At 65.7% G+C, this 16286-nt stretch carries 18 protein-coding genes; 11 read left to right on the top strand and 7 right to left on the bottom strand.

Features of this window, described 5'->3' with window-relative positions; genetic code table 11:
* Positions 1-77 precede the first annotated feature (77 nt).
* Together JOE67_RS04555 and JOE67_RS04550 are read left to right on the top strand one after the other, a co-directional pair.
* Positions 78-656 (top strand): isochorismatase family protein, encoded by a 579-nt coding sequence (locus JOE67_RS04555; protein ID WP_204974351.1) that lies wholly within the window; start codon positions 78-80, stop codon positions 654-656.
* Entirely contained in the window at positions 653-1198 is a 546-nt protein-coding gene (locus JOE67_RS04550; RefSeq protein WP_204974350.1) for a DUF1697 domain-containing protein, read from the top strand. Before JOE67_RS04555 ends, JOE67_RS04550 begins: the two co-directional genes overlap by 4 nt.
* A gap of 64 nt (positions 1199-1262) precedes the next feature.
* Here JOE67_RS04550 and JOE67_RS04545 read toward each other — a convergent pair whose 3' ends face one another.
* The 4 genes from JOE67_RS04545 to JOE67_RS04530 are packed head-to-tail and all read right to left on the bottom strand — an operon-like array spanning position 1263 to position 4800.
* Positions 1263-2102 carry a hypothetical protein gene (locus JOE67_RS04545; RefSeq protein WP_204974349.1) on the bottom strand — a complete coding sequence of 280 codons (840 nt, stop codon included), beginning with the start codon at positions 2100-2102 and terminating at the stop codon, positions 1263-1265.
* A gap of 56 nt (positions 2103-2158) precedes the next feature.
* Complete coding sequence (locus tag JOE67_RS04540) at positions 2159-3514, bottom strand: sensor histidine kinase (protein WP_239527989.1); 1356 nt, start codon at positions 3512-3514, stop codon at positions 2159-2161.
* Positions 3515-3516: 2 nt separating this feature from the next.
* A complete protein-coding gene (locus JOE67_RS04535) occupies positions 3517-4194 on the bottom strand; it encodes a response regulator transcription factor (RefSeq protein WP_204974348.1) in 678 nt (225 codons plus the stop codon).
* A gap of 57 nt (positions 4195-4251) precedes the next feature.
* The gene (locus JOE67_RS04530) at positions 4252-4800 is read right to left on the bottom strand and encodes a type 1 glutamine amidotransferase domain-containing protein (RefSeq protein WP_204974347.1); all 549 of its coding nucleotides are present in this window, start codon (positions 4798-4800) and stop codon (positions 4252-4254) included.
* Between the two features lie 118 nt (positions 4801-4918).
* Between JOE67_RS04530 and JOE67_RS04525 the strand changes: the two genes are divergently transcribed.
* The gene (locus JOE67_RS04525) at positions 4919-5578 is read left to right on the top strand and encodes an IMPACT family protein (protein ID WP_204974346.1); all 660 of its coding nucleotides are present in this window, start codon (positions 4919-4921) and stop codon (positions 5576-5578) included.
* On the opposite strand, the gene JOE67_RS04520 is transcribed toward JOE67_RS04525, so the two are convergent.
* Positions 5559-5765 (bottom strand): hypothetical protein, encoded by a 207-nt coding sequence (locus JOE67_RS04520; RefSeq protein WP_204974345.1) that lies wholly within the window; start codon positions 5763-5765, stop codon positions 5559-5561. The two genes, JOE67_RS04525 and JOE67_RS04520, sit on opposite strands and share 20 nt — an antisense overlap.
* A gap of 25 nt (positions 5766-5790) precedes the next feature.
* Between JOE67_RS04520 and JOE67_RS04515 the strand changes: the two genes are divergently transcribed.
* Entirely contained in the window at positions 5791-6318 is a 528-nt protein-coding gene (locus tag JOE67_RS04515) for a CGNR zinc finger domain-containing protein (RefSeq protein WP_204974344.1), read from the top strand.
* Positions 6319-6325: 7 nt separating this feature from the next.
* On the opposite strand, the gene JOE67_RS04510 is transcribed toward JOE67_RS04515, so the two are convergent.
* On the bottom strand, positions 6326-7153 hold the full coding sequence (locus JOE67_RS04510) for a serine hydrolase domain-containing protein (protein ID WP_204974343.1): 828 nt from the start codon (positions 7151-7153) through the stop codon (positions 6326-6328).
* A 108-nt stretch (positions 7154-7261) separates the two neighbouring features.
* On the opposite strand from JOE67_RS04510, the gene JOE67_RS04505 reads away from it, so the two are divergent.
* From JOE67_RS04505 to JOE67_RS04490, 4 genes are all read left to right on the top strand, one after another.
* Positions 7262-7753: a hypothetical protein gene (locus tag JOE67_RS04505; RefSeq protein WP_204974342.1), complete on the top strand. Its 492-nt coding sequence runs from the start codon at positions 7262-7264 to the stop codon at positions 7751-7753.
* A 269-nt stretch (positions 7754-8022) separates the two neighbouring features.
* Positions 8023-9060: a tyrosine-type recombinase/integrase gene (locus tag JOE67_RS04500; RefSeq protein WP_204974341.1), complete on the top strand. Its 1038-nt coding sequence runs from the start codon at positions 8023-8025 to the stop codon at positions 9058-9060.
* Between the two features lie 502 nt (positions 9061-9562).
* A complete protein-coding gene (locus JOE67_RS04495) occupies positions 9563-11005 on the top strand; it encodes a tyrosine-type recombinase/integrase (protein WP_204974340.1) in 1443 nt (480 codons plus the stop codon).
* Complete coding sequence (locus tag JOE67_RS04490; protein ID WP_204974339.1) at positions 10995-11414, top strand: DUF6262 family protein; 420 nt, start codon at positions 10995-10997, stop codon at positions 11412-11414. Before JOE67_RS04495 ends, JOE67_RS04490 begins: the two co-directional genes overlap by 11 nt.
* Before the next feature lie 411 nt (positions 11415-11825).
* Here the strand turns inward: JOE67_RS04490 and JOE67_RS04485 are convergent, their stop codons facing one another.
* Entirely contained in the window at positions 11826-12110 is a 285-nt protein-coding gene (locus tag JOE67_RS04485; protein WP_338041494.1) for a helix-turn-helix domain-containing protein, read from the bottom strand.
* Positions 12111-12755: 645 nt separating this feature from the next.
* Here JOE67_RS04485 and JOE67_RS04480 point away from each other — a divergent pair.
* The 3 genes from JOE67_RS04480 to JOE67_RS04470 all read left to right on the top strand — a co-directional run bounded on the left by JOE67_RS04480 (position 12756) and on the right by JOE67_RS04470 (position 16203).
* Positions 12756-13550, top strand: coding sequence for a metallophosphoesterase family protein (locus tag JOE67_RS04480; RefSeq protein WP_239527987.1), 795 nt, complete (start codon positions 12756-12758; stop codon positions 13548-13550).
* A 101-nt stretch (positions 13551-13651) separates the two neighbouring features.
* Complete coding sequence (locus JOE67_RS04475) at positions 13652-13945, top strand: hypothetical protein (protein ID WP_204974337.1); 294 nt, start codon at positions 13652-13654, stop codon at positions 13943-13945.
* Between the two features lie 407 nt (positions 13946-14352).
* Positions 14353-16203 (top strand): DUF4365 domain-containing protein, encoded by a 1851-nt coding sequence (locus JOE67_RS04470; protein ID WP_204974336.1) that lies wholly within the window; start codon positions 14353-14355, stop codon positions 16201-16203.
* Positions 16204-16286: the final 83 nt, after the last annotated feature.

Raw genomic sequence — 16286 nt, 5'->3', positions numbered from 1 at the left:
TGGCAAGTCAAATGCGCAGCTGCGGCAGGCGGCGGATGCCCTCCACGCAGGCACGTGCGACGCGTACGCTCGATGGCATGACCAGGGCTCTTCTCATCGTCGACGTGCAGAACGACTTCACCGAGGGCGGTGCGCTCGCCGTCTCGGGCGGCGATGCCGTCGCGTCGGGCGTGTCGGCGCTTCTCGCGGAGCATGCTGCGGACTACGGGGTCATCCTCGCGTCACGCGACTGGCACGACAGCGACAGCGACAACGGCGGACACATCTCGGAGCAGCCCGATTACGTCGACACCTGGCCCGTGCACTGCGTGGCAGGCACGAGCGGTGCCGACTACGACCCGCTGCTCGACACGGCGGCGATCACTCACCACGTGCGCAAGGGGCAGGGCATCCCTGCCTACTCGATGTTCGAGGGGGTCACCGAGAGCGGTGAGCGCACGGCCGAGGTGCTCGCCGCCCACGGCGTGACCGAGGCCGACGTCGTCGGCATCGCGACCGACCACTGCGTGCGCGCCTCGGCTCTCGACGCGATCGATCACGGCATCCGCGTGCGGATCCTCACCGATCTCGTCGCCGGCGTCGCGCCGGGGCCGAGCGAGGCGGCACTGGCCGAGCTTGCGCACGCAGGCGCCGAGCTGGGCACCTCCCTCCGATGAGCGACCGCTGCGCGCTGCTGCTCCGCGCGGTCAACGTCTCGGGCGCGAACCGTGTGCCCATGGCCGAGCTCCGGGCTCTGCTGACCGCGCGCAGCGGGCTGCAGAACGTGTCGACGTACATCGCCAGCGGGAACGTCATCTGCGATACCCCGGAAGACCTCGAGGCGGCGCGCGCGGGCGTGCGAGCCCTCATCGCCGACGAGTTCGGCGTCGACACCCCGGTGATCGCCCGCACGCACGCTGAGCTGGCCCGGGCCGAGCACGCCGACCCGTTCCCTGATGCGGCGCTGGACAAGATGGTCCACGCGATGTTCCTCGAAGCGGACCCGGCGCCCGGTGCGGTGGAGCAGCTCACGCCCCGTCTGCAGCCGGGCGAGCGCATCGCCCTCGTCGGCCGCGAACTGTGGATCGACTACGGTCAGGGCGGCGTCGCGAGCACCAAGCTGACCCGCCCCGTGCTGGATCGCGCTCTCGGCACGCCGGCCACCGGTCGCAACCGCAACACGGTGCGCAGACTCGTGCAGCTGACCGCACCTGCCTGACCGCGTCCGCGAACGCAGAAGGGCCGGCGCCGACGACGTCGGCCCCGGCCCTGAGCGCTCCCGATCAGTCGTCGATGTCGACGCGCACGACGCCCAGGTCGGCGTCGAGTTCGACCTCGGCGTCGCCGCGGACCCCCGTGCGCAGCTCGACCTCGTAGACGGCCGCGGAGCTGCTGGTCGACAGCGAGTGGAAGGCCGTCTCGGCGGCCCCGGAATCGGTGGCGGCCGCCTGCGCGGCGGCGAGGATGTCGCCGAGCTGCGCCAGATCGATCAGCGGGTCATCGTCATCGTCGTCGACGTCGTCGTTCCCGCGCTCGCGCACCGTGCCCTCGGGCGTCACGAAGAGGTCCTGCTCGGTGCCGTCGGCGAGCCGGGTGTCGATGTCGTAGCCGCCGCGCTCGATCTCGATCGAGGTGATGCCCTCGGCCGATGCGTGTGCGATCGCCGCCTCCGCCGCCGCGCGCAGCGCCGCTGCGTCGGCGGGCGCGGATGCGCCGGCGCTGTCGTCTCCGTGGCGGTCGTCGCCGCGGTCGTCGTCCGATTCGGCGTGGCCCGGCTGTCCGCCGCGGTCGTCGCCGCCGGGTGCGGCCGGAGCGTGCATTCCGGGGCGGTCGTCGTCGTCATCGTCGCCCACGGCATTGCCGATCGCGAACGCGCCGCCACCGAAGGCGAGCAGGGCGACGCCGGCGCCCACGCCGATCAGGGTGTTGCGGGTGCGCCGGCTGCGACGGCCTGCATCTGTCGCGGGTGCGGCTGACGCGGCGGTGGGAGCGGATGCGTCATCGAGACGCTCGGTAGGAGTCTCGGCGCCCGCGCTCTCAGCCTGCGTGCCGGCGGCCTGCGCTGCGGCGTCCCGGCGGTCGCGGTCGTCGGAGGGGGCGGGGGTCTTCTCGTCGTTGTCCATGTCTCCACTCTGCTCCGCAGGGGGTGAAGGGCTCCTGAAGCCACCTGAAGACGTCTTCAGACTTCGGTTGCGCGCGGGAGCGACAGCGTCATGAGGGCGCCGCCCGACGCGCCGTCGGATGCCGTGACCGTGCCGCCGTGCGCGAGTGCGATCTCACGGACGATCGCCAGCCCGAGACCACTCCCACCGGCATCCCTCGCTCGCGCCTCGTCCAGGCGGACGAATCGGTCGAAGATGTGCTCCCGCTGCTCGGCGGGGATGCCCGAGCCGTCGTCCTCGACCTGCACGACCACGCGGTCGTCCCGCTCGAAGACGCGGATGGTCACGTGCTGACGAGCATGGCGCGCGGCGTTGTCGGCGAGGTTGCGCACCGCCCTGGCGAGCAGGGACGCGCTGCCGGTGACGCGGCCGGGGCCGACGCCCCGAGCATCCACGGCGATGCCCATGCCGCGCAGCCTGTGCACCTCGGCGAGGGCGATGTCATCGACGTCCGTCGGAGCCATGGCTGCACCGCGGCCCTCATCGAGCCTGGCCAGCAGCAGCAGCCCCTCGACGAGCTCCTGCATGCGCTCGCCCTCGTCGAGAACGACGCGACTGAGCACGGGCAGCGAGCTCGCCTCGGGATGCGCGGCAGCGAGCTCCGCATGCTGACGGATGGTCGCCAGGGGCGAGCGCAGCTCGTGCGAGGCGTCGCTGACGAACCGTCGTTGAGTGGTCTGCGACTGCTCCAGGCGATCCAGCATCCGGTTCATGGTGTGCGCGAGCGCGCCCAGCTCGTCGTCTCGTGCGGCATCCACCCGCCGATCGAGCCCGGCGGCGTCGATCGCATCCACCTGCCTGCGCAGCCGCTCGACAGGAGCGAGGGCTCGTGTCGCGACGACCCACATGACGAGCCCGACGAGGCCGAGCACGAGGGGCACGGCGACCGCCAGCAGCGCGGCCGAGGCGGATACCGCCTCGTCGACGCCGGCGAGCGGCCGTGCGACCGTCAGCGTGCCGCGGTCGGTGTGCTCGCTCGCGGCCAGGTACGGCTCTCCGTCGACCTCGATGCGCTGCACGCCGCCGTCATCCAGGGCGGGCAGAGCCCGGGCATCCTCGTCATTGGTCTGATCGGGTGCGGGCGCGGGGGCCGGTCGATCGTCGTCGTCGTCGTGGTCGTCATCGGAATCATCACCTGCACCCTGCAGCCGCACGAGTACGTCGTCGTCGATGGCATCCACCCGTCCTGGACCGCGATCGAGCTGCGATGAGATCGTGTCGACGTCCTGCTGCACGGCGGCCGAGACACTGTCGGTCAGCGTGGCGCGAAGCACCTGCACCGCGGCGAACGATCCCGCGATCAGGGCGATGGCCACGATCAGCAGCGCGCCGATCGTCAGGCGCGAGCGGATGGAGCGCAGCGGCGACGTCATGCTCAGGCATCCCTCCCGACCAGGCGATAGCCGGCTCCGCGCACGGTCTGGATGCTCTCCCTGCCGAAGGGGCGGTCCACCTTCGAGCGCAGATGGCCGACGTACACCTCGACGATGTTCGCGTCGCCGTCGAAGTCGGCGCCCCAGACGTTGGCGATGATCTCGGCCTTGGTGACGACCTCGTCGCGGCGGCGAAGCAGGAAGTCGAGCACCGCCAGCTCTCGGGCAGTGAGGGAGACCTCGGTGTCGCCGCGGAACACGCGGCGAGCCGCGGGGTCGAGCCGCAGGTCGCCTGCTTCGAGCACTGCGGGGCGCTCTCTGACGCCGCGCCTGACCAGTGCGCGCAGGCGGGCGACGAGTACGGGGTACGAGAACGGCTTGGTGAGCCAGTCATCGGCGCCGGTGTCGAGGCCTTCGACCTCGTCCCACTCGCCATCCTTCGCCGTGAGGAACAGAACGGGCGTCCAGTCGCCCTCGGTGCGCAGCGCCTGGCAGACGCGGTAGCCGCTCATGCCCGGCATCATGACGTCGAGCACGATCGCGTCGTAATCGTGGTCGTGAGCCCGGGCGAGGCCGTCGACGCCGTTGTGAGCGACGTCGACGACCATGCCCTCGGCCTCGAGCCCGCGCCGGATGCCGTCGGCGAGGCGCACTTCATCGTCGACGAGCAGGATCCGCATGCACACAGTCTGTCGGCTGGATCCTGAAGCGCAACTGAAGCGCGGCCGCCCGTGGGGTCAGGCGTGCTGCTCGCGGTGCGCGCCCTCGGCGATCTCCTCGACGACCTTCGCGCAGAACGCGGGCAGATCGTCGGGTGTGCGGCTCGAGACCAGGCCGGCGTCGACCACGACCTCTTCGTCGACCCAGTTCGCTCCGGCGTTGCGCAGATCGGTCGTGAGGCTGGGGTAGCTGGTGAGCGTGCGCCCGTCGACGACGCCCGCCTCGATGAGGATCCAGGCGCCGTGGCAGATCACGCCGACGGGCTTGTGCTGCTCGAAGAAGGCGCGTGCGAGGTCGATCGAGGCGCGGTCCATGCGCAGATGGTCGGCGTTCACCACGCCACCCGGCAGCACCAGAGCGTCGAAGTCGTCGGCCGATGCGGCGTCAGAGGTGAGCTCGACTGCCTGTTCGTGGCCGTTCTTGCCGGTGATCCGGCCCGAATCGGGAGCCACCATGGTCGCGGTGCCGCCGGCCTCGCTCACGGCCCGCCACGGTTCGGTCAGCTCGCTGTCTTCGAAGCCGTCCATTGCGAGGAAGGCGACCTTCTTGCCGGAGATGCTCGTCATGATGCGTCCTTTCGCTGGGGGTTGGGGTGGTTCCACCCTGCGACGGGGAGGCACATCACGGCAGGGGATGGCGAGGCCGGGGAGCGCGTGATACGCGTGGGGTGAATACGCTGGAGGCATGTCCGTGCCGTCCCGTCTGCTGCCGGCGACGATCGCGGCTCCGGTCGAGCATGAGCTGGTGATCCGCAAGTCGCGGTTTCTTACGGTGGTCGCGCCGGTGGCGTCGTCGGAAGAGGCGGATGCCGTCATCGCCGCGGCGAAGAAACGGCACTGGGATGCCAGGCACAATTGCAGCGCCCAGGTGACGGGCCTGCTCGGTGACCGGGCTCGGTCGTCGGATGACGGCGAGCCGTCGGGGACGGCGGGGGTGCCGATGCTCGAAGTGCTGCGCCGACGCGAGCTGACCGATGTCGTCGCGGTCGTCACCCGCTGGTTCGGCGGGATCAAGCTCGGTGCGGGCGGGCTGGTGCGGGCGTACTCATCGGCTGTCTCCGAGACCCTCGATGTCGCGGCGCTGGTCGATCGCAGGGTGCTGCAGCAGGTGCGTGTCGCGGCGGATCATGCGGATGCCGGCCGGTTCGACAATCTGCTGCGCGACTGGGTCTCGCGCAGCGGGGCGGTGCTGGGCGAGACCTCGTACGGGGCCGCGGCGGAGTTCGAGGTGTGGGCCCCAGCCGGCGCGGTCGCGGGGCTTCAGGCCGAGGTCTCCGCGCTGTCGGCGGGAACTGTGTCCGCGGTCGATACCGGTGCGGAGCGGGTCATCGACGTACCGCGCTGACCGGGTGGGTCAGCTCGGTCGGGAGGAGGTCGTGCGGTGCGCGCAGATCGACCCGTCGCATACCGCAGGCGGCGCACTGCACGTACACGACCTCGCCCTCCGACGTGCGATGAGCGGATTCGGTGACCCACCCGTGCTCGTGCACGGGAGCGATCGTCGGCAGCGGAAGCGTGCGGGGTGCGGTCATGTCTCCACGATGATGTAATGCTCTTATGCATCTCAACCCTTACGGAGAGTACGCAGTGCTGCTGGCCGCATCTCTCGCCGACGACTGGCCGGCCGACCGAGCCGGCATCGAGCAGCGCACGAGGGACTTCGGCATGACGATGGCCTTCGACGAAGGCGACGACGACCACGCACGCGTGCGCGCGGTCGTCGATGCGTGGCTCGAGGTCGTCGACGCCGAGACGCACGCCGATCGAGCCGCGATCCTCAACGCGCAGATGGCCGCCGCGGCGGCGTATCCGCAGCTGACCGACCACGACGGCGAGGGCTGGCACCTGCACTACCGCGACGCGGTGCAGACCCTGCCCGTCGTCCTCGAGGCGGTGATCAGCGTCGGGACGGCTCTGCATCTCGCGGGGCGCGGGATGCACCGGCTGGGGCGCTGCGAGGCGGCACCCTGCAGGCGGGTGGTCGTCGACGTCACCAGAAACGGACGCCAGCGGTACTGCTCGGTGCGGTGCGCGAATAGGGATGCCGTGCGCCGGCACCGCGCGCGAGGCGCCGCCGGCGTGTGACGCCTGCTCAGCCGCGGAGCGCCGCGAGCACGGCATCCGACAGCGGCGGCCAAGCCTCGGCCGCCCACGGACCGAAGTCGCGATCGGCGAGCACCACGCATGCCGCCTGCGCCTGCGGGTCGACCCACAGGAAGGTGCCGCTCTGGCCGAAGTGGCCGAAGGTCGCGGGGGAGTTCGCGGTCGACGTCCAGTGCGGCGACTTGCCGTCGCGCAGCTCGAACCCCAGGCCCCAGTCGTTGGGGCGCTGCACGCCATAGCCGGGCAGCACGCCGTACAGGCCGGGGAAAGCCGTCGTCGTGGCGAGTGACACCGTCTGCGGCGCCAGCAGCGCGGGACGCTGCAGCTCGGCGGCGAACCGGGCGAGATCGGCGGCGGTCGACTCGGCGCCGGCCCCGGCCGACCCGTTGAGCCTCGTGGACGTCATGCCGAGCGGCGCGAACACGGCCTCGTGGATATACGTCGCGAAGGGGATCTCAGCCCGCTCCTCGAGCGTCTGAGCCAGCACCTCGAAGCCGCGGTTCGAGTAGATGCGGCGGGTGCCGGGCTCAGCGCGCACCGTGTCATCCGAGAAGTCGAGGCCGGAGGTGTGGGCGAGCAGGTGCCGCACGGTCGAGCCCGCGGGCCCTGCGGGGTCGTCGAGGTCGAACACGCCCTCCTCGACGGCTACGAGCGCCGCGTAGGCGGTGAGCGGCTTCGTGACGGATGCCAGGCGGTAGACGCGATCGAGGTCGCCACGCGACCCGACGACCGACCCGTCGGCGGCGACGACAACGGCTGACACGTTGTCGACCGGCCATCCGTCGATCCGGCTCAGAGCATCGTCGATCGCGGTCATCGGTCCTCCCGGAGGTCGTGGGGTGTGCGCCCCGCTGCTGGGGAGCGCCTTGGAATCCTCCCACACGCGTCGGCGGGCGGCCTGAGACCTGCATGCGACAATCTCCACATGAACTCGCGAGTGTCAGCAACGCCCGCGGTGCTCGCGGGCCTCGCCCTCATCCTTTTCCCGCTGCTCGGCCTCGCAGCCAAGCTCGTCTACCCGGGGTGGATGCTGGTCATCGCCATCTGGTTCGGGTGGCTGCTGCTGCCCGGGTACATCATCCAGATCGTGGTCGCCGCCAACGGCCTGCTGCGCGCGAACGGGGTGCTGCGCCGTGCGAGGGGAGCGTGGCGCACGATCACGGCCGCGTGGGTCACCTCGGTGGGGATCCTCGGCGTCGGCCTCTTCCTGATCGACGGCGGCGATGACGGGCGCTCGGAGTCAGCCATGACCGTGCTGCTCGGCGTGACCGACTCGCCGGAGGCCAAGGACCTCTCGATGATCCTGGCCCTGATCTTCGGCTTCCTCTGGCTCGCCGGCTGGGCGTACCTCGTGATCGAGTGGATCGTTCAGCTGGTGCTCGCCAGGAACGCCCGGAGAGCCGGGAAAGCTGCCTGACGGTGTCGTGCGGTGGGCCCCGTGGGGCTCGAACCCACGACCCGCGGATTAAAAGTCCGATGCTATCTGCACACGGTGATCGTATGTCTCAACTGTTGACGCGGGCGCATGTAGACCGTAAAGTCCCCCATTAAGACACGTCACGACGAAGTGTCCACGCCGGGGGTGTCATGAAGGTCCAGGTGATCGGTAGAACCGACACCGGGGTGCCATGTCGGTGGGCCGTGCTTGACAATCAAGACCGACTGCTGCCTCAGACGAGTCATTACATGGCGCATCTCGAAGCAATCGAATCATCGCCGAACACACTGCGGGCGACTGCATACGACCTACGACTGTTTTTCGAGTTTGTGGAGCTCTCTAACTGCTCCTGGGAATCGTTCGATAACGCATTGTTGGGCAGGTTCGCGCGATGGTTCAGGTTCGAGGATGCGAATGTCACCGCAATCTCTGAAAGCGTCGCTGTTCGATCTCGGTCCTCAGCGAACCGCGCGCTGGCTACGGTGGTTGCTTTCTATCGGTTCATGGCTTCGCTGGGGGACGAAGCGCCAGGCGCTGCGGTTTACCGGCAGCTCGAGCGGTCGGCGACTTCATATCGGAAGCCCATGACGTCGATCATCGACAACGTGGGAAATGCGAGTCGCTATCGCAAGCGACGCCGACTCGGGCCCCGCCTGCCGCGTACGAAGACGCGCCAGCTGATACTCACCGTCCAGCAAGTTCATGCGATCCTTGAGGCTTGCCGCGATAGCCGTGATCGTTTGCTAATCATGCTCGCTTTCAGCGCCGGACTAAGAGTCGGACAGATACTGGGACTGCGCCACGAGGACATTGACACGTTCTCGAAGACAATAACTGTCACAGCGCGAGATGATAACCCGAACGGTGCGCGGTCAAAACGCGGGCGATCAGCTAGCGTGCCCATATCCGACCAAGTCGCGCGGCTATATATCGACTATATGCACGGCGAGTATGGCTTTATCGACAGCCCGTATGTCTTCATCGACTACGAGACATTGGCTCCCTCAACCTATTCCGCGGCTCGTTCTATCGTGGCGCGGCTTCGTCGCCACAGCGGAGTGACCGCGTGGTCACTGCATACGCTCAGGCACACCTTCGTGACTCTGAGCCGGCGAGCGGGCGTTCCGATAGACGTGATCAGCGAGCTCGTTATGCACGCGAGTGTGGTTACGACGGTACAGATGTACTCCCACTTGGACGCCGAGGATCTCCGGGATGTTCTACTCAAGCACGGCGTGTGGGAGGTGCAGAATGAAGCTGTTGCCCAGTGGAACTCAGGCAGATAGCGTCTACCTCGACTGGGTGGTCGGGCAGACCCCAGTAGAGTATCGACAACTTCGATTTCCCCCGGACCCCAGCGGACGATATTCCAAAGCTGGCTGCCTCGTGCCGGGATGCCCGCGGCCGCGAAACGGCGTAGAGAGCTTCTGTCGACCGCACGTCGCCGACTACAGGGCCAGCAGCTGCGAAACGCTCGATGCCTTCCTGTCTGTCGCGAAACGGCACCGAGATGTCACGTCGCGGAAGAAGGCGGGAGGTTGGACGGGGCGCGGAATCATCGACCTGGCACCCGCGGTATCTGAGGTGCTTCGAGCGGAACTTTGCTTCGTGATCGCTCGGAAAGCATCGGGGGACTACGGGGCCCCTTTCGTGGTCGGCTGTTTCAATGCCTTCGTGCGGAAGCTCGCAGATCTTAAAATTCACTCGATCCGTGAGGTTGTTGCGCCTGACGTCTCGGCTTCTGTCCTTTCAGGATCCAACAGCTATAGGTCTGCTTTCGCTGGTTACATGAGAGAGTTTCCGATCTGGCTGGACGAAGCCGCGGGCGTGAAATCTGGTCGTCGACGCTTGGGTAGACGACGCGGCGGGACCATGCGCTGGTCTGCGTCACAGGAAATCGAGCAACCGTGGCTCAAAGACATCGTTGACCGATGGGTCTCCTATCGCCTCAACACCGAGGCGAGCGACGTGCAGAGCGTGGGCGATCAGGAACGCGCCGTCACAAGTTTCGCACTTTGGGCGACGGCAAAGGGTGTTCGCGGTCCGGAGGGGCTGACCCGAAACCTACTCCTAGCATGGGCGGCGGAGGTCAATCGCCGAAAGGGCAAGACAGGTGCTCGGCTTTCCGGTAGCTACCGCGCAAAGCTTGTAAGTTCCGTCGCGATGATGCTCACCTTTGCGCGCGTCAACGTCACGGATCGCATCCCAAGCAACGCCGTCTACTTGCCGGGCGAGTTACCGAAAGCCGACCCGCCGCGGCCTCGCTTCATAGAGCCAAGAGTGATTGAGACCTTGCGCATGCCAGCGAGTCTCGCGCTCATTGCAGACCCGTCGCACCGGGTAGCGATGCAGATCATGATGCAGGTGGGGCTTCGTTCCGGGCATACGTGCTCGCTGCCTTACGACTGCCTCATCGACTTGAACCGAGGCGGCTCGACGGATCGGTGGGCACTTACCTTCGTAGACACGAAAGCGAACAGGCAGATCACGCTGCCTATCGATGCCGCGGTCGCTGGGGCTGTTCGCGAGCAGCAAGCGCGCGCGGCGACGCTGTCGAAACAGATGGGCGAGCCAGCCCCAGTTCAGCTGTTTCCGAATCCTCGTGCGCCGATCTCCAGGCAACTGACACCCGAGAAGATGAATCTTGTCCTGGATGAGTGGGTCGCCGCGCTCGGGCTGTGTGATGCCCAGGGCGTGCCACTGAAACTTACCCCGCATCGCTTCAGGCACACGTTCGCTACGGAAATGAGAGAGCGGGGCGTGCCTCTCGAAGTCGTGCGGGATCTGCTGGGGCACGCATCGCTCAGCTCGACGGAGATCTACGCCACCGTCACAGATGTCCGCATGCGGGCGGAGTGGGAGAAGGCAACCTTCATCAACGTCGAAGGCGAGTTGCTCGAGCTTCCAGACGGGCCAGCGGCTGACGCTGAATGGATGCTCCACCAAATTGGCCGAGCCGTTCAGCCCCTCCCCAACGGGGGCTGTGCCCTTCCGATCCAACAAAAGTGCCCGCACGCCAATGCGTGCTTGGACGGCTGCCCGAACTTCGTCACCACCCCTGCCTTCTTGCCAGTCCACCTCGCTCAATCCGATGAATTTGATCGCGTAATCAGCAAGGCCGAGGCTGCGGGGCACTTGCGTATCGTTGAGATCAACACGCGGCCAAATGACAACCTGAAGAAGATCATCAGAACCATTCGTCAGCAGGAGGAGGCTCTCGGTGGCGCCTGAGGATCGGCGAACTGCGAACCTGCGCGACGCTAACAAGAAGAAATCTTCGGCCGCGCGCGCGGCCGTCATCTCGGCGCTGGGGGCCCTTCGCCGAGAGGGGGAGAAGATCAACATCAACGCTGTGGCACGACGGTCCTCGGTATCGCGTGGCTTCATCTACGCGCATCCCGAGCTTAAGAGTCTGATTGAGGCTGATGCTGAGCTCTCTCGGAACGGCCTTCGACGCGGCACATCGTCGCCGAACGAGGCTTCGCTTAGCGCTAGGCTCGCGGTCGCGCTTTCCAAGATCGAGGAGTACAAGCGGGAACGCGCGAAGCACCGGGCCGACATGAAGGCTCTAGAGAACCGCATCGAGGCGCTGACGGCTCAACTCTTCGAGCTACAGACTGACCGATGGCTGAAGCCATAGTGGTGCCCCCACAGGGGCTCGAACCCTGGACCCACGGATTAACTTGCTGCACTGAGTTTCCCCAGCCACCGTCTCCGGCTTGCAGTCTGGACTATATCTTCACCTTCGGCCGAGCCGGTCAGGTGCGCCGCGTGTAGTCTCTGAGGTTCCCTCGCGGTTACCTGCTGATCGCCCAATCCATCGGATTTTCACTGCCCTCACGGGCGAGTACCTCAGGCTCTAAGGGGGTTCCAGCATATAGCGGCGGTCATCTGACGTATTTCTGCGCCAGCGCTCCTGTTTTGTTGAAGTCCGTTGCTCTAACCAACTGAGCTATAGGGGCGAGTACAGCTTACCAAGACGGTGTCGTTCGTTGTCGAACCGAAGCGTCGTGAGCCACTGTGCGACGTGCCCCCGTAGCGGATCCTCCTCCTACCGGGTGGTGACGTCGGGAGGGTCGGCGGGAATCAGTTGGCTGAGCGGCACCTCGAGAACTTGGGACAATGCGACCATCACCAGAAGCGTTGGATTCGCTGGTGTGTGCGCCTGAGACTTGCCCTGTTCATACGCTTGGTAGGTGTAGCGGGTGAGTCCGGCTCGATACGCGACCGCTTCCTGCGAGAGTCCGGTAGCGATTCGAGCGCGATGGAGGTTCACGCCCAGCTCGCCGGCGAAGGCCTCCCACTCTGCGCTGTAACTCGCCGGCTTCTTTCCCACCCTTCCAGCCTGACGAGATGCCTTCCTCGCATGGCCTTTCTCATATGGCATAATCGTGGACAGCCATACGAAACATTCACTCCATCGACAGGCGCCACCGTGCGTCTCGACCTGCACGTGTGCCGCTGCGCATCGGCTCCGGGTCGCCTCGATGCGTAGGTCCCGTTCAGGTCGACCCTGATTGTTGAGAAGTAGTGACTGATTCCCGACCGATTTGGTGGACCGCCACAGAGGTCGAGGCTCCTGACACCTGGCGCGCAGCGTTCGCAGCGCTCACTGCTGACACGGTTGCTGACCGCCACGGTCTAACCGCCGGGATCTTCATCGCACGCGTTCGGCGACGTACCGGGCGTGGCCCCACGTTCACGGAGCTCTTCGGCGAGGTCTTCAAGGACGAACCTTTGCACCCCGAATGGCCACCCGGCCTCTCGAACGCCTCACGCGCTGCCGTTCTCCGTTCGTTCCGCCTACATGTCGCCGTGCAGTGGAAACGGCGCGGATGGGTCTCGTGGGATCCCGGAGTGGCACGTAGTTTGCGTGTCGGGAGGACATTCCGTGAATGCTCGCGCAAGCGGCAGGCTGCGAGGACCCAATGAGTGCTGGCGCTGTATTCAAGGTAGCTACCAGTTGAAGGCTATCGAGCACTTGAGTGCTATCGCACTCTCGGACAAACGAGTCGCAGTCTGCGGCGACTGGCATGGCAACATCGGCTGGCTACGCATGCTCAGCCGAGCGCTGCCGAACCTCGCATACGACGTGAGGACCATCCTGCAGCTTGGCGACTGGTGGATGGACCCGCTCGAGACGGACCCGCTCTTCGCTGAGGCAGGCATCGACCGAGTGTTTGTCACAGTCGGGAACCACGAACCGTTTGATCTAATCAGTCCGCTGCTCGCGGCGCACCCCGGCGCCGCCATTCGCGTCTCTGACGTCACCTGGATTCTCCCGCGGCCAGCCCGTCTCATCATCGGCGGCAGAACCGTCCTCTCGCTCGGCGGCGCCGCCTCCGTGGACAGAATATGGCGAACAGAGGGGCTCGACTGGTGGCCGGAGGAAGCGATAAGTGATGAGCAGGTCGCAGCGGCAATCACAGGAGGCACCGCGGATCTGATGCTGACGCACGAATCTCCGGCCGATACTCCCGTTCGAGCCGTGCAGGAGGTGCTGGGCACCAATCCGAATCGGTTTCCCGCGGAGGCCCTCGCGGAATCGGCGAAGTCACGAGCGCGGGTCAGCGAGGTGTGGGACGCCGCTCGCCCGGAGCTGTTGCTGCACGGGCATATGCACACGCCCGGCGGCGGCGTGGCTGAGGACGGGCGACGAGTTGTGAGCCTCGGTCGCGATATTCAAGAAGACAACCTTGCCATCCTGGACATGACCACACTGACCCTGGAGACCCCAAGCCTCAACGAGATCCGGAACGCGGCGCGACGACGGTGAACTCGAAGACGAGAGGCCAGACGAGCCCTTGGGTCGATATCGTCGGTCCTTGCTACACAGCGGCGTCTCTCGCGCGGATCCTGGGGTGGACGGAAGCGGCGGTGATCGAAGCTGCAGAGTCGCTCGTCCTGCTCAAGTTGACCACGTCCGATGGGGTGGAGCTCTACCCCGCGTTTCAGATCCAGGACGGCCAGCCGGCGAAAGGACTGGCGGAGGTGCTACGCGTGCTGAACTCCGGAACCCACAGCTCCTGGGCATGGGCTCAGTGGTTGAACGCGCCCCTCACCGGAGATGACGGCGTCGAACAGCCAGCCAACATGCAGCGGCTCCGCGAGGGGCAGCTGGCCGATGTGCTACTTGAAGCGAAGCAAGACGCCGCTGTATGGCGCAGCTGACCGGCTGACCTTCAACTCTCCGGAATCTTCGGAGAGTTGAAGGTCGATTCCTGAGGTGCAAACGGAGGTGGGCTGCAACTACCGTGAATCCCTCGGTAGTCGCACACCATGAAGGCGAGGCGGCGAGAACTCAGAGGCTCTCGTGCGGTTCTCCTATGCACGATTCTGCCGGCAGAAGAGCGTGACGATGAGCACTGCATCCGCATCTCGACCCCACGCTGATGTGAGACGCTTGTTGACCTGGCGCGATGCTAGTCGCGCAGCCGCAGTCGCTCGCGGCAACTCTCGGCGCACCGGGAGCCATTCCGGAACTAAGACAGCGGCCGCTGCCACGAAGGTTTCACGCCGGGCTACACGGCGTGATTGTTTCGCTGGGATAGTGGCGATGCATCCGCCAGACTTAGCGAGTGATTGATGTAGAAGATCTCGCGGTCGGGGCCGTGAAGAGCCTGATTGCGTACTGCCCGCGCTTGCGTGCGGACATTCCGGTCAACGATAAGACCCCGATCACCGATGGGCATATTGACGTCTACGTCGACGGAGATCGGAAGAACGAGGGGCTGCACAGCCGCGTCGCCGTTCAGGTCAAGGGTCGCGCTCATCAGAACAAGAAGGTCTTCAAGGCGTTCGAGAAATCATTCGCTGTCGACCGCTCCTCTCTGACGTTCCTCAGAGACAACCAGGGTGGCATCTACTTCTACGTGGCGATACACCCTGACACTCGAGAAGAGCGGGTCTTCTATGCCGCGTTGAGTCCTTTCAAGATCCGCCGTCTCATCGACGGAATGCGACCGGATCAGCAAACGTTGAGCATCTCGCTCAAGCACCTAGATAGCGATGTATCGCGACTACAACGGATCCTCGATCTTGCGGTCGAGATGAAGAAGCAGAATGTGAGCCTCGGGTTCGATCCGGCTCTATTCGACCGCAATCCCGCGTTCTCGATTTTCACCGCAGATGGCATCGACTTGTCTCGGCCTGCTGAGTTGTCGCTGGAGTCGGTCGACTTCGCGGTGGTGCTTCACACCGAAGGCGGGCTCAACCTACCCGTGGACTGCGATCTGAAGATCCTCCCGGCGAACTATGTGGCGCACGAGACAGAGCTCACCGTGGCCTGCGCGGACGTCCAGTACTCGCGGGTGATTGCACGGCAGCTGAACGATGACTCCATCGAGTTCCGACTCAGCGCGTCGCTCGAGCTCGTGTTGAGGGATGGCGGTCGGTCGATATCTGCCAACCTGGACCTCGCGGCCACCGATGATCTGGAGGAACAGCTGCGGGCACTCGAGTTCTTCCTTGCAGCTGGCCGGGGCGACGCGGTTCGCATCGACGACGCTACGCTAACGCCGGAATCGACTCCTGAGTTTGAAGATGCTGGCCTGCGGTCTGTGTACGAGCAGTATCAGCGACTCGCTGAGTTGCTCCGCGTTCTCAGTGTGCCTTTGAATCGAGTCCGTCCTAACGAGATCGACAACGGGCAGCTGGACCTGCTGCGCGTTATGCACAAGGGCCTCGTGCTGGGAGACGAGGTTTACTCGACGACGGGAACTGCAGGTCGCCTCGACGTGATGATTGGCACGGAGAAGGTCGTTCTCATGGTCTTGCCTGGTTCCACGCCGAAACACTGGCAGTTCATTGACCTGTTCCTCCCTGAGCACCGCGAGAAGTTCCGGCTCTACAGTGTGAGCGAAGACGGACAGTCGGAAGAGATCGCCGGGACGGCGTACGAGCCCATGACTAGCGAAGACTTGGCTATCACCTTGAATCTTCGGCTCCCGGAAATCGTCGACGCCTATGCCACGATGAGCGACCCCGCCGTTGGGCACCACCGCGCCAACTACAAGATTCTCGACCTCATAAAGGCTGCCGACCTTGCTAAGGGCCCAAGTCGCTCTGATCTCCTGCAGACGGCGCGAAACCTGAACGATTGGCTAATCCGCGAGGAAGGGGAACAGCCCCCTCACCTCATCAACCGCTGGCAAATCCAGCAACGCTCGGCTGATGCCAGCGCAATGGACAGACGAGCAGTCCGCGATCTGAGGACCCGGGCCGTGCGGGATCAGGTTCCAAACCCGGCTCAGACAATTGCCTGCTGCGCGATTCTGCTCGGGGATCCCGAGGAGATCGAGGAGAGCCTCGACGCACTCTCGCCGGCCGAACGAGGCGCACTTGAGAGATGGCCCATCTGGTCCTTGAGACATCGCGGCGTCAAACCGGTCGACTCTGGGCAACCTGGTTCCGTCGCGAACCAACCGTGACTAGAGAGGGCGGCCTGCGTCTCGAGCGCCCCGCGCTGCGCAACGACCCGTTGCGCGATTGCATGCAGTCTCTCGAGCGCACC

The sequence above is a fragment of the Microbacterium esteraromaticum genome (genome assembly GCF_016907315.1).
GTDB lineage: Bacteria > Actinomycetota > Actinomycetes > Actinomycetales > Microbacteriaceae > Microbacterium > Microbacterium esteraromaticum.
Note: the sequence above shows the minus strand (reverse complement) of the source record. Positions and strands in the feature narration are given on the sequence as shown.

Coding starts and splice junctions, on each gene's coding strand:
- JOE67_RS04510 (WP_204974343.1), bottom strand. CDS start 7,153: ATGACCGCGATCGACGATGCTCTGAGCCGGATCGACGGATGGCCGGTC.
- JOE67_RS04525 (WP_204974346.1), top strand. CDS start 4,919: ATGTCCGTGCCGTCCCGTCTGCTGCCGGCGACGATCGCGGCTCCGGTC.
- JOE67_RS04500 (WP_204974341.1), top strand. CDS start 8,023: ATGGCGCATCTCGAAGCAATCGAATCATCGCCGAACACACTGCGGGCG.
- JOE67_RS04535 (WP_204974348.1), bottom strand. CDS start 4,194: ATGCGGATCCTGCTCGTCGACGATGAAGTGCGCCTCGCCGACGGCATC.
- JOE67_RS04520 (WP_204974345.1), bottom strand. CDS start 5,765: ATGACCGCACCCCGCACGCTTCCGCTGCCGACGATCGCTCCCGTGCAC.
- JOE67_RS04530 (WP_204974347.1), bottom strand. CDS start 4,800: ATGACGAGCATCTCCGGCAAGAAGGTCGCCTTCCTCGCAATGGACGGC.
- JOE67_RS04540 (WP_239527989.1), bottom strand. CDS start 3,514: ATGACGTCGCCGCTGCGCTCCATCCGCTCGCGCCTGACGATCGGCGCG.
- JOE67_RS04515 (WP_204974344.1), top strand. CDS start 5,791: ATGCATCTCAACCCTTACGGAGAGTACGCAGTGCTGCTGGCCGCATCT.
- JOE67_RS04505 (WP_204974342.1), top strand. CDS start 7,262: ATGAACTCGCGAGTGTCAGCAACGCCCGCGGTGCTCGCGGGCCTCGCC.
- JOE67_RS04550 (WP_204974350.1), top strand. CDS start 653: ATGAGCGACCGCTGCGCGCTGCTGCTCCGCGCGGTCAACGTCTCGGGC.
- JOE67_RS04495 (WP_204974340.1), top strand. CDS start 9,563: ATGAGAGAGTTTCCGATCTGGCTGGACGAAGCCGCGGGCGTGAAATCT.
- JOE67_RS04545 (WP_204974349.1), bottom strand. CDS start 2,102: ATGGACAACGACGAGAAGACCCCCGCCCCCTCCGACGACCGCGACCGC.
- JOE67_RS04555 (WP_204974351.1), top strand. CDS start 78: ATGACCAGGGCTCTTCTCATCGTCGACGTGCAGAACGACTTCACCGAG.